Below are 12910 nucleotides of genomic sequence, written 5' to 3'. Positions count from 1 at the left end.
TATACCATTTACAAAAAGGATTTTTGTAAATGGTATAAACAGCAAGTGCGTAAGCACTTGCCAATAAACAACAAATACCGTTTCCAAAAAGTAAAATATTTAACTTACTTTTTGGAAACGGTATATATAAATCCTTAACAACATTACGAACTTCGCTATTTAAGCAAACGTTAAACGGTATGCTGTTTAAATAAGGATTGCTTTTAACTGTTATACCGGTTAATATCACCTCGAATCCGATCTGGTAAATATCGAAACGATGGAACGATCTCTATTTAAAAAATCGCTAGCTGAATGGGCTAAGTTCTACTTAGACGCTAGAACTACATTAATAAAGCGCCCCTGCCCACCGCTTCCCTCAAAAAAAATTGCCGCAGCTTTAATTGGCGTTCGCCGTTGTGGAAAAACCCACCAAGCAATTTCTATGACAACTTCTCTCCCGGCCGAACAAGTTGTGTATTACAATTTTGAAGATCCACTTTTTTATTTAAACAATCGCGTAGACAATCTTGATCTTCTCATTTCGGTAGCAGAAGAATTTGCGACCGCAAAAATAGAAGTTCTCATTCTCGATGAAATTCAAAACGTCGATGGTTGGGAGCGCTGGGTGCGAAAGATCGTCGACCAGAAGCGATATAGAGTAATTGTCACTGGCTCATCCGCAAACTTGCTGAGCTCTGAGATTTCCACATCCATAGCTGGAAGATGCCTAGAGTATCGCCTGTGGCCATTTTCCTATACAGAGATCTTAGGTCTCGAGCCAACACCTCCGGCTTCCGCAAACGAACACTTGAGGCTGCTAAGAACAATAATGACCTGGGGGGCGTTCCCCGAGGTGGCATTAACTGACGACATATCGTTAAGAAAAAAGCTACTGGAACAGTATTTAAGCGATATCGTCTTAAAAGACGTAATAAGTAGGCACGAGATAAGACACAAACAAGCTTTTGATAAAATTCTTACGTTTTATCTTACTAACATAAGTTCGCTTCATTCATACGCCTCGCTAAAAAAAGCTTTTGCAATAAACGCCGAAACTGCCGCAAATTACACTAATGCGCTAAAAGAAGCGTTTATGGTTTTTGAGGTTGAAAGATATCATGCCAATTTTAAGGTTCAAACGCGCGACCCTAAAAAAATCTATATAGTAGATCCAGGTCTTCGCACCGTAGGTGCAAGATCTGTCACGGACGATACGGGGAAACTACTCGAAAATTTGGTTTTTCTAGAGCTTACGCGAAGAGATAAGAAAGTATTTTACTATCGCGACAAGCAAGAAGTCGATTTCGTGGTGACTGAAAAATACAAAGCCATCGAAGCAATTCAAGTATGTGCTTCAAATATGCAGGACTCGGCAACATTTAATCGAGAAGTATCCGCTCTCGTCGAATGCTTAACCGCCCTTGACCTAGAAAAAGGAACGGTAATTACCCTTGATCGCGAAGAAAATTTAACAACGGCTGGGAAAAAGATAAAAATTAAACCAGCCTATTCCTGGCTTCAAGAAAAAATTTAGGCTCTTCGCACTTTTGTGTGGGTAGAGGGCACCGTAAATGGAAGTTCAGGCAGCGTTAAGGGACTTAAGCGGAAAGCCGACCAAAAATTCAACTCCTGGCGTTGCGTTTTTAAGATCTACCCGCGCGTTCATTTTGCTCGCAAGCTCCTTTACCAGTGCAAGTCCAATGCCGGTTCCAGCAGTTGTGCGCGTAAGCTCACTTCCCGGCCTATAGAATAACTGAAAAATCTTTTTTTGCTGTTCCGCGGGAATTCCTGGCCCAAAATCTCTTACCGCAAAAATAACTTCCCTAGGCTCTCGATCTATCCTGCGCACACTTAGCTCCACGGCTTTTTCCTCGCCATTTTTGGAAAACTTAATCGCATTGTCGACGAGATTTATTATTATCTGGCTAAATGCATCCTCCTCCACTTCAATTATTTCATGCCTAATATCCTTGCCATCCTCCTCGACATTAACCCTCAAAACAAAACCCGCGCCATCCACCTGAGTCTGCACTTTCTTCTGCGCCAAGGCGACTAGCTCTCCCACCTCAAATTTTTTGAGCTGCAGCATTGAATCGTCATGGGAAAGGCGCGCCACCTGTAAAACATTGGCGACCAGTCTGGAGAGCCGCTCACTTTCCGCGAAAATAAAATCATAGTAAGTGCCCTTTTTCTGCTCATCTAAAACCCAGCCACTCTTTAACATCTCCGCATACATGCGTATGGAAGTTAGCGGCGTCTTTAATTCGTGACTAACTGCCGCCACAAAATCGCTTCGTTCCTCCGCCAAATCAATCTGTCGCGAAACCAATTCATATACTCCTAGCACTCCGCCGACCAAAACAACTATCAAAACGCCCGCGAGAACATTTACCACGAGGGCACCAGCACCTGGGGAAATTTTTCCAATCTTAAAAACTAACTCTAGATCCTCAAGCGGCACCGCCAAACCAGCACGATATAACACATTCGAAGCTTCGCCCTCCTTCACCTCCAACTCTCTACCCTGCGTATATAATCTACCCGACGTCTGAATTGGCGCTACTACTCTCTTTAGGGAAGCACCGTTGTGAACTATTTCCAAAACGCTCATCCTAGCAATCGCACTGCTTAAAAATGGAGCCTCTACTGCCTCATCTAAAAAGCCTCCTAGATCTACAAAAAAGCCCTGCAAATAGCGCCTTTCTCCTCGCCACACGCGTCGCACAAATGCCAATATATGCGAATCGACCACAAATGCCTGAATAGGGTCAATCTCCCCCTCGAAAGTTTCTATCTCCTGCCGACTCTGCCAAAAACTCTCCTCATCTCCTAACGCATGACCATTAGGTACTTTCTTAGCCTTTAACTCTAAGAAGCTAGACACTACTTCTGCGTCTTGCTCACGCGGAACATCTATTTCCATTTTTTGTGGTGTCCTTATGGACATCGCTCCACTGGACTCACCACTGGAGAAACCTCTGTCGGCATTAGGCGCCATCGCGCTTCGGGTATCTTCTCTCCGTTCCTTCTCCGCCAAATGCTCATCTACATTTAGTAACTGCTGTGGCTGTCGCGGCCACTCGTTTGCGCCCGAAATCCGGTCTAGCAATCGATCGGCCTTACTCAGCTTATCCTGCAAAGACTGCCCAGTAGTTTCAGCTATCTGCTCATTCGCCTTAGCCACGCCTGCAAATAGGCTGCTCGCTTCAAAAATATTTTTAATCTCGTCGCGTCTTTTAACTCTATCGGCGTACTCCTCAAGTTTAACCGACATCCCTAAAGCACGTAGCTCCTCCGCACTACTAACGTCAGGTAGCACTGGCGAATGAAAGGAGCCATCGGGATCGACCTGAAAATAGCCGATAATACCTGGAACATTTGACTCGGGCGGAATTTTCGAAAGTGGAGAAAGCGACAAGCCTTTTCGCCGCCACAGTTCCTGCTGCTCCACTTTAAAATAGCCGTATTCGCTAAATTCGCGGCCTTCCTCTTCCCTTACAATGTTTACAATGAGATCATCTATGCGATGCAATAACTCCTCAGCCGCAATCCGACGCGCGTAAAAAGCCTCCATTCCAAGTTGCGCGTACACCTTCTCAAAGATTACATAAAGCGGAAGCGCCAACAGGGACAAAAACACAAGCAGCGCTAGCGCCAAGCGGCGCCGCAAGCGCCGACTTTTGCGGTTTCTAACCTTCACACTTGCCGCTCCTCTCTACTCCGCTCAACAACTTATATCCCTCACCGCGGACAGTAACTAGACAGTGGGGATTCTTGGGATCGACTTCAATCTTACGCCTAAGTTTAGCAATATGAATGTCTACAGTCCTAGTCTCAATTTGCGATGCCTTACTATATCCCCACACCTCCTGCAGGAGCTCATGCCGCGATACCGGACGAGAGCTGTTTTCCTGGAGATACTGTAAAATCTCAACTTCCCGCCGCGTAAACACAATCTCATCCACCACCTTTCCCTGCTCAGCACCAGCCATATGAACGCCTAGCAAATTCGCCACATCGATCTCTAAACTTTCGCCAACTCTTAGCTTCTGGGTAGAAGCTTTCAGTTTGCCGCTACGCCTCAGCACCGCTTCCAGTCTTAACACTAGCTCGCGCACGGAAAAGGGTTTAGCGATGTAATCATCCGCTCCCAATGTCAAACCCTCGATAATGTCTTCTTCGCTGGTTCTCGCGGTAAGCATGACAATTGGCTGCACTCGATCAGTTTCTCTTATTGCATTGCAGACACTAAAGCCATCCAAAGAAGGAAGCATAACATCTAGAAGAATTAAATCGTACTTTTCCTTCCTAGCCATCTCTAAAGCCTCCGCCCCATCGGCACTAAACTCGACCTCATAGCCATGATAAACTAAAACATCTACCAATCCCGCGCGTATAGCTTCCTCGTCCTCAACCACTAATATTTTGGCCTTCCTATTCATATCAACCCCTTACCAGTAATCTACGCAACTGCACTCTAAAAAGTATTATACAGCAGTTCCAGCTCTTGCCTTTGTAAAAATATCGTAAAATCTTTATCAAATCTTTTTACAGTCTCGTGTCTACAATCCTTAACCCAATATGCACTACACTCGTTCCTAAGGCCACCGCTCTTTAGGCCGAGACGAAACATAACACAAGGAGTAAATAACATGAGTTCAATAATAACTAGACTAAGACGAGCTGCCAACTCGCGTAGAATTGGCTTGGCGCTATATCTAACCCTAATAATAACCACAGCAGTTGCAGTTGGAGCCGCTGCCTACTTCTCAGTCTCGCCAGCGAACCTAAACGCCGAGCTGCCACCCGAGCTTTCTAACACCACTCAGGCAGCAAATAATAACAGCGACATCGCACTTAGCCCATCGCTATCCCAAACTAAACTGGTGCAAAACGAAGACGGAACCGTCTACTTAAATCTAGCCATAAAAACCCCCTCGCTAGGAACTGAGTGCAAACGCATAGATCGCGCCACGGATATGACCATAGTGCTCGACCGCAGCGGGTCAATGGCAGATCCCAGAAAACTGCCCTATGCCAAGGCCGCATTAAAGGAGTTATTAAACCAACTTAGCGAAAATGATCGCTTTGCGCTAATTTCCTTCGACTCCTCAGCAGTGGTCCACTCTGGGTTGCAAGCCGTTAGCGCCAGCGCACGGGAAAGCTTGAGCAATGCAATTGCTCAATTACAACCCGGCAACTCAACTAATCTATCCGATGGTCTAAACGCAGCACTTGGCTTAATTCAAGACAGTCCATCCGACAGGACGCGCAAAGTCATCTTGCTATCCGATGGCGAAGCTAACGAGGGAATAACTTCTCTGCCGGAACTAAACCGGCTTGCTGGTCAATTCGCTGGCCGATCAATTGTCCTCTCCACCATTGGCATGGGTTTAGGGTTTAATGAAACCCTAATGGCCTCCATGGCCGACTATGGCATGGGAAGTTACTCTTACTTGGAGCATCTAGATCTGCTGGGTGAGATACTGGCAAAAAACCTAAGCGACAGCAGGAGCCTCTATGCGGAAACTAGCTCTATCGAGCTAACGCTTAAGCCCGGCGTGCACTTGGTCGATGCTGGCAGTTACCCTTATAGTCAGGATCATGGCAATGCATCTACTGTGCGCATCCAGACCGGTCAGCTGCTAAATGGTAGCAATAAGAACATAATTTTCACCTTTCGCGCACCAACGTCTGAGCTCGGCGACTTTGACCTTGCTAACATCTCTCTAAACATTACGACTAAAGGCAAAAGCCGTAACATTGGAGCGCCCAAAAACCCTCTCCGCTACAGCGTCGTTGCCCCAGCCAGGCGCGACGAGGCGGTTGCTTCCATGGATAAGGATATGTACCGCAAGAGCTGGGTAGAGAATAACTACGGCAAAATGAAGCTCACGGTTAGCGAAGCAATTTCTCGAGGCGACAAGGAAAAAGCCGTAGATGCCATAAACAGCTATCGCCAGGGAATAGCTAAAGCTGAAAAAAAGAGCGGCGCCGAACTAAGGACTGACCGCCTTGAGGCGGACTTAGGTGCAGTTCAGTCCCACATGGAAAGTGCCTTTAGCGGTCCACTAGCCGAGCAACCTGAAAAGCAAAATCGCCTTTCTAAGGAGCTCCAGTTAAAGGGCCGGCGTGAGCAAAGATTAGGTTCTAATAACTAAGGACAAGCGAAACAAAACAAAATAGGTGCCATATGACAATTACATCGCGAATATTAAGACTCTTCAAGGCAGATATTCACGGAATCCTCGACTGGCTAGAGGAGCCCGAAGTTATCTTAAAGCAGGCCATAAGAGAGATGGAGGTAGAAATCGAAAAAGATGAAGCGGCCTTAAAAGCACTTCTCCAACGGGAGGAAAAACTAAAATCCCTTGGTAAAGAAAAGGAAAAACTACAGAGTGAGCTTGAGCACAAAACCGCACTTTCCTTTAAGCAAAATGACGAAGTTTTAGCCAAGACCTTTGTTAAGCGAAAGCTTGATGTGCAAAAGCTTATTAGTGCCCTGGCAGCAAGCCTTAAAGCTCTCGACATTGAGCGCGATTCCCTAGAAAAGCAATTAAAGTCGCGCCGGAGCGAGCTTAATTCCATAGTGGAAAAAATGGAGCTTTTTGTTGAAAAAACTGCCAGCGCAGTTTCGGTTAACTCCGCCGAGGCTGACAGCAGCTCCAGTGCCATCTCCGATGAAGACGTAGAAATTGCCTTCGCGGAAGAAAAGCGCCGTTTTTTTGAGACAAGACCGTAGTAATCTTGTCGAGTAGCTAGGGAAACGTAAGTTCGGCTAGCTACTCGACATAAACACAAAGCATTTTTTAGGAGTGTTTAAACATGAAATCGACAACTTTATTTTCCGGAATAGTAATTGCGCTGCTACTTTCTATCATAAGCTCCCCACTTCTCGCCTTAGCTAGCGTTTTTTTTAACCCGTTAACGGCTATGCAACTTACCCTTGCGCTAATTGCGACTGGCTATCTGATTTACCTTTTTTCTAAGGCAAATTTGCGCGCGGGGAAAATATTTTTACCGCTTCTTAGCTTCAGTGTCTTAATTGGCGCGCTGTTTTTTAAGCTAACCTTTTTTTCCCTTTTGCTTATCATGGCAGCTACCATATGGCTCGTGCGATCGGTCATAAACTATAAAAGCGTTATCTCGACCATAGTCGACGGCGCTCTTGTTTGCCTGGGATTTGGCAGTGCATTACTAGCAACTTTTTTCACCGGTAGCTTATTTGTAGCCGTGTGGAGTTTTTTGCTACTGCAAGCTCTCTACGTATTCATCCCTCGCTCATTTCTTACCAAGGAGAAACACTGCAGCGAATTAAGCGATAGTAGCACGCACGGAGACCCCTTCGCCAAATCCCAACACGCTGCCGAAGAAGCCTTAAGGCGACTTGCGTTAGGAAATGTGGGCTAGCGCGCAAGGACCTCTGGTCTGCTGCCCCAATATCACATCATGTCCAGGGGATCGACATCGATCGCAATCCTAAAGGAATCGGGTTTCTTATTGGCCGTTTTCCAGCCATACATAGCGCGAGCTAGTTGGGAAATTAGCTTTCGCGAAGTGGTCTTTACCAAAATGTGCCAGCGAAAGCGACCGCGCAGTCTCTCTAGCGGAGCAGGAGAGGGGCCTAAAATAGAAACGGCCAAGGTCTCGTCTGTCCTCTTGGCAACTAGTTTGCGTAGCTCCTCCGCAGCCATCCGTGCACACTCGTAAGCTTTATCCAAATGTTCATCCGAGATGATGAGGCGCATTAGATAACCAAACGGTGGATAGTCAAGCGCCGCTCTTTGGTCGAGCTCGTATCTAGCAAAGGCTTTAAAGCGATTGGTCTCCAAAGCCACGATCGTAGGGTGATGCGGCTGGCGAGTTTGAATTATTACTCTTCCCGCTTCAGCTCCTCTTCCCGCTCTACCCGAAGCTTGCGCCATTAGCTGATAAGCCTTCTCACTCGCGCGAAAGTCGGGAAGATTAAAACCCACATCGGCATCAACTACTCCCACCAGCGTTACTCCGGGTAAATCGTGCCCCTTAGCAATCATTTGCGTGCCCACCAAAATATCCGTCTCCCCAGAATGCATTGCGCCCAGAATTTCCTTGTAAGCCCCTTTCCGGCTAACCGTATCTCTATCCATGCGCGCTATTCGCGCTTCGGGAAAGAGCGCCTGCAACTCTATATCGACGCGTTCCGTCCCTCCTCCGCGATGAACCAATTGGCCAACTTGCGGCACAGCCTCACCGCTGCTCAGACCGGCCTCATCAAGTTCTATGCGAGTTGTTTTTGGATCGCAGCAATAACGACATAATGATGGCGGCGTAATACTTGAATCGCAGTAATGGCACAGAAGGACATTGCGCCGCTTGTGATAGGTAAGCGCAATGGAACAATTGGGGCACTTTATTACTTCGCCACAAGTATCGCACTGCATGTAGCTCGAGTACCCGCGCCTATTATACAGCACCACTGCCTGCTGATTGGCCTTTAAAACGGCGTCAATCGCAGCATAAAGCGGTTGTGAAAAATTCTCCGAAATCATATCAGCTCGCCTTACCTTGCTTAGATCTACTATCTCAATTTGTGGTAACGGCCTTGCTGTAACTCTCTCCGGCATCTCAATTAACTGATAGCGGCTTTTTTTCGAATTTATCAGGGACTCAAACGATGGCGTGGCAGATCCGAGGATAATGGGGCAATTTGCCAGCTTTGCCCGCATCACCGCTACGTCGCGAGCATTGTAGCGCAAGCCTTCCGACTGCTTGTATGAGCTTTCGTGTTCTTCATCTACTATTATTAGCGAGAGATTTTTTAATGGCGCAAAAATCGCCGAACGCGCGCCAACCGCTAGCCTAATGTCTCCGTTTAAAAGGGAATGCCAAGCCTCCCATCTTTCCGAGGGATTTACCTCGCTGTGTAAAACCGCTAGTGGATAAGCCAAGCGCGAACGAAAGCGCCCTAATAATTGAGGTGTAAGGGCAATTTCAGGAACTATTACCAAGGCCGAGCCTCCACTATCCAATACCTCCGCTATCGCCCGCAAATATACTTCTGTCTTGCCACTTCCCGTTACGCCAAATAATAGATAAGGCGAAAAAGACCTAGCTCTTATGCTTTCAACAATCCGCTGAACAGCTTTAGCTTGAATATGCGTTAGCAGCTTAGGCGTAGGATCGGAAAAAATATCTGCTAGAAACTCTTCTTGGCTAGGCATTCCTTGAACGAGCTCTTCGATTATCACTAGCTCCTTGCTTAGTAACGCCTTTAGCGCGCTATTAGAAGACGGGCTAATCTGATTTAAAACAGAAACGGCAACTGGACTAACCGAACTTTGCAATACTTCGATAATTTTTGCCTGCACTGAAGCTCTGTTAGCCAAATCACTTAGCCATTTAGGAGAATTTTTCAAACTACTAAATGCTTTCTCAGCCAATCTCGCCACAGCAATGGGTTTTGAATGCTTGATAGTTGGAACAGCATTGTCAATTACATCGGCTAAACTTGCTCCGTAGTAATCAGCAATCCACTTAAAAAGCTCAAACTGATCAGTCGAAAACGCGCGACATGAAGAAAGTATGGGTTTTAGAGCGATTTTGCCCGCGGCTTTTTTGTCCAAAGCCGTGCTCTGCTCCGCCTTAGCCTTTGCTTGAGCCCGACTTCTCTTCTCCGGCAAAATGCGCCTTACTACCTCATCCAATAACTCCCTGCCCACTACCCATCCACTGGTTATCCGCCTACCAACACTCACTTCCACCCTGTGGCCTATATCCACATTTACGCACTCAACCGAGCTTAGGTAGTACAGTGACATCGGCACGCCACTTACGACTACCTCAAAGGCGAAGTCATCCTGGGCACTTACAGCATTATTCACGTTTAGCTTTTTCCTACCATAATAACGCTACATTTCTCTAACCGGTTAATATAATCTACTAGGCGAGCGAAAAGATTATCAACACTGAAACTTTTTTGTAAGTCAGCCGATAGAGTTTTTATAAGAGTGCAGTCACTCCGCCTGGTACCATTAAAAGGATTGTTGCCATGATAATAAATTTTCTAGCTGGCCTTTTTGGCAAAAAAAACCAAGACGATATCCTTAGTATTGATATTGGCTCTCACACTATTAAGCTGATGGAGCTTGACATAAATCACCAAAAACCACTCCTAAAGAGCGCTGGCATAAGCGCAGCTCCTCAGGGAGCGATTAAAAACAACATCGTAGTTAGGCCATCAGAAGTAGCTTCAGTTATTCGCTCTACGATGGACGCGAACGACATACGCGCTACGCGCGTTGTCACTGCTATTCCTGGCCCCTGTGTGTTTACCAAGAAAATCACTGTATCGAGTACTAGCGTAAAGGAACTAGAAGAAAACATTCAGTTTGAAGCGCGCAACTACGTACCTCACAACATCAATGATATTCATTTGGATTATCAAATATTAAAGACCAATGGCAAGAGCAGCATGGAAGTGCTCCTCGTTGCCGTAAAAAATGAAATTATCTCCAGTTTTGCCGAAACTATCGCTCAAGCTGATTTGGAATTTAGCATAGCCGATGTCGATTACTTTGCCTTAGAAAACATGTTCCTGATGAATTACCCAGAGGAGAAAGGCACTATAGCGATTCTAAATATTGGCTCGCGTTACTCTTCGGTAAATCTATTACAGGACGGAAAATCCATATTCACCGGCGACATATCTGTGGGCGGGAAACTCTATACCAACGCATTGTGCGAGACTCTTGATCTAAAACCCGAAGAGGCTGAGCAGGCCAAAATGGGGAACTTGCCAAGTGGACTAGATCAGCATTTGGTTACGGAAACAATAGAGAGGACGACAGAACACGTAGCCTCTGAATTACACCGACAGCTTGGTTTCTTCTGGAATGCCGCGGCAACAGATAAGTCTATAGAGTCAATTTACATTTGTGGTGGCGGAAGTTTAGTGCATGGCCTAATTGAAGAACTAAACAGCAAGGTGGGAATTAACTGCAAGCTAATCGACACGTTTAAGCGCATTGCGACCGGGCCAGAATTCGACAGAGACTACTTAGCAGAAATTGGCCCATCCATGGCGCTAAGCATTGGGCTTGCGTCGCGGCGTTTAGGGGATAAAGTTCATGCGGTGGAATAAGATAATAATTTAAGTCTATTCGAAAAAAAATTTCAGGGGAAATAATATGATCCATATAAACCTACTTGGCGAAAAACCGGATTATAGCGGAATTTATGCCATACAGTTGCTTTCATTTGGATTAGTCGTTCTGCTGTCGCTCGGCACATGCACATTCTTATATAGCGATTTATCTGATAGTTTAGCCAAAATAAACGACAAAAAATCGACTCTCGAACTCGATCTCATAAAGCTAAAAAAAGTCACCAAACGAGTTGAAGATTTGGAAAAGAACAAGAAATTGCTTCAAGAAAAACTCGTAACGATTGCAAAACTCAAAGCCAAGAAACACGGCCCCGTTCACATACTGGATGAAATGGCTAAAGCAATACCAGAACGCGCTTGGCTGTTAGATTTGAAAGAAAAAGCCGGGACATTGGAGGTCAGTGGCATTGCAATAGATAACCCAACGATTGCTTCATTCATGAACAGGTTGGAAGAATCCAAATACTTTGGCTCTGTAGATTTGGTGCACTCAACTCAAAAATTCGTTAACGACATTAAGTTAAAAGAGTTTTTGTTGCGCGTGCAAGTTAACGATTTGCTAACACTACGAGCTGATGCTCAAAAAAGCGCAACTAACAAACCGGCTGAATTAGAAGCTCTCGAAAAATCAATGGAAAATAATATTCCCAAAATATGAGGCGTACGAGGCAGGCGAAACACTTTATAAGCAGACTAGTAAAACTATGAACTCACAGCTAGAAAATATTTTACAACTTCCCATTCAGCATAAAATTCTAATCATGCTGGCGAGCCTCCTATTAATAGGCGGTGCGTTTTGGTACCTTTTCTATTCGCCAGTTTACGAATCCTACGCTGAAACTAAGAAAAAGGTGGATGGAGAAAATGGCTTGAGATACCAGATTGCCCAACAAAAAGCCATTGCCGCGAATTTGGACAAGTTCTTGGTAGAAGTTGACAGACTAGAAGTCGAATTAAAGAAAGCTTTAACAGAACTGCCAGACAAAAAGGAAATTGACGAACTCCTGGCCAAGGTATCTTCCGTGGGAAAAGATTCTGGCTTAGATATTCAGCTTTTTAAACCCAGACATGAAGAGAAAAAAGATTATTATGCCGAAGTTCCAGTAGAACTAATAGTTTCTGGCTCCTATCATCAAGTAGCCACGTTTTTTGACGAGGTAGGGCATTTAAGCAGAATTGTTAACCTCGATGAATTCCACATGCGGGAGCCCGAATTAATCGACAACGCCATGGCTTTACAGGCCAATGTGGTTGCGACGACTTTTAGGTTCCTGGATGAAAACGAGAGGCCGCAGGTAGAAGAGCAAAAAGCAGACAAGCGCCGTGCACGAGGTAGAAAAAAATAAGCGAACAAATGGAGTTAAGCCGAAGCAAAACTCCAGGCACAAACTCCCGCTAAAATACTATAATTACAAATAGTTATAGCTCCTTTCAGGCCAACTGGAAAAAAGTCATGACTTTTTTCCAGTTCAACTTAAGCAATCAAAGCACAGAACAATATTGGGAGAGGCTAAGGATTCACAGTGGCTTCCCAGAGCCTTACTTTAGCAATGACACGTTATTTTACAATCGTTGGAGCTCCCAGAGAAGAGAGTTATTAATTAGACAAGATCTACGGGATCTATCTCAGATACGAGAATTAGACTTAGTTGAACATCTATACCGTTTCCAAAAAGTAAGTTAAATATTTTACTTTTTGGAAACGGTATTTGTTGTTTGTTGGCAAGTGCTTACGCACTTGCTGTTTATACCATTTACAAAAATCCTTTTTGTAAATGGTAT

General features: G+C 45.3%; 10 protein-coding genes. 7 read left to right on the top strand and 3 right to left on the bottom strand.

Going from position 1 to position 12910, the window contains the following annotated elements; all coding sequences use genetic code 11:
- The first annotated feature begins 259 nt into the window (after nt 1-259).
- The gene (locus IT291_03820) at nt 260-1516 is read left to right on the top strand and encodes an ATP-binding protein (GenBank protein MCC6220351.1); all 1257 of its coding nucleotides are present in this window, start codon (nt 260-262) and stop codon (nt 1514-1516) included.
- A 45-nt stretch (nt 1517-1561) separates the two neighbouring features.
- Here the strand turns inward: IT291_03820 and IT291_03815 are convergent, their stop codons facing one another.
- Nucleotides 1562-3682: a HAMP domain-containing histidine kinase gene (locus IT291_03815; GenBank protein ID MCC6220350.1), complete on the bottom strand. Its 2121-nt coding sequence runs from the start codon at nt 3680-3682 to the stop codon at nt 1562-1564.
- The gene (locus IT291_03810; GenBank protein MCC6220349.1) at nt 3672-4424 is read right to left on the bottom strand and encodes a response regulator transcription factor; all 753 of its coding nucleotides are present in this window, start codon (nt 4422-4424) and stop codon (nt 3672-3674) included. Before IT291_03810 ends, IT291_03815 begins: the two co-directional genes overlap by 11 nt.
- A 210-nt stretch (nt 4425-4634) precedes the next feature.
- On the opposite strand from IT291_03810, the gene IT291_03805 reads away from it, so the two are divergent.
- From IT291_03805 to IT291_03795, 3 genes are all read left to right on the top strand, one after another.
- Nucleotides 4635-6143: a VWA domain-containing protein gene (locus tag IT291_03805; protein MCC6220348.1), complete on the top strand. Its 1509-nt coding sequence runs from the start codon at nt 4635-4637 to the stop codon at nt 6141-6143.
- Nucleotides 6144-6175: 32 nt separating this feature from the next.
- Complete coding sequence (locus IT291_03800) at nt 6176-6724, top strand: PspA/IM30 family protein (GenBank protein MCC6220347.1); 549 nt, start codon at nt 6176-6178, stop codon at nt 6722-6724.
- A gap of 83 nt (nt 6725-6807) precedes the next feature.
- Nucleotides 6808-7392, top strand: coding sequence for a hypothetical protein (locus tag IT291_03795; GenBank protein MCC6220346.1), 585 nt, complete (start codon nt 6808-6810; stop codon nt 7390-7392).
- Nucleotides 7393-7424: 32 nt separating this feature from the next.
- Here the strand turns inward: IT291_03795 and priA are convergent, their stop codons facing one another.
- Nucleotides 7425-9845: a primosomal protein N' gene (priA, locus tag IT291_03790; protein MCC6220345.1), complete on the bottom strand. Its 2421-nt coding sequence runs from the start codon at nt 9843-9845 to the stop codon at nt 7425-7427.
- Between the two features lie 167 nt (nt 9846-10012).
- On the opposite strand from priA, the gene pilM reads away from it, so the two are divergent.
- Genes pilM through IT291_03775 form a run of 3 tightly spaced genes read left to right on the top strand, consistent with a single transcriptional unit; the run spans nt 10013 to nt 12474 of the window.
- Nucleotides 10013-11104, top strand: coding sequence for a type IV pilus assembly protein PilM (pilM, locus tag IT291_03785; protein ID MCC6220344.1), 1092 nt, complete (start codon nt 10013-10015; stop codon nt 11102-11104).
- A gap of 46 nt (nt 11105-11150) precedes the next feature.
- Nucleotides 11151-11786 carry a PilN domain-containing protein gene (locus IT291_03780; protein ID MCC6220343.1) on the top strand — a complete coding sequence of 212 codons (636 nt, stop codon included), beginning with the start codon at nt 11151-11153 and terminating at the stop codon, nt 11784-11786.
- Nucleotides 11787-11832: 46 nt separating this feature from the next.
- Nucleotides 11833-12474, top strand: a complete 642-nt coding sequence (locus IT291_03775; GenBank protein MCC6220342.1) for a type 4a pilus biogenesis protein PilO — start codon at nt 11833-11835, stop codon at nt 12472-12474.
- The last annotated feature ends 436 nt before the right edge of the window (nt 12475-12910 follow it).

Source organism: Deltaproteobacteria bacterium, assembly GCA_020845775.1.
Classification (GTDB): Bacteria; Bdellovibrionota_C; UBA2361; order SZUA-149; family JADLFC01; genus JADLFC01.
The sequence above is the reverse complement of the archived record's forward strand: the minus strand, read 5'-3'. Positions and strand labels throughout refer to the sequence as shown.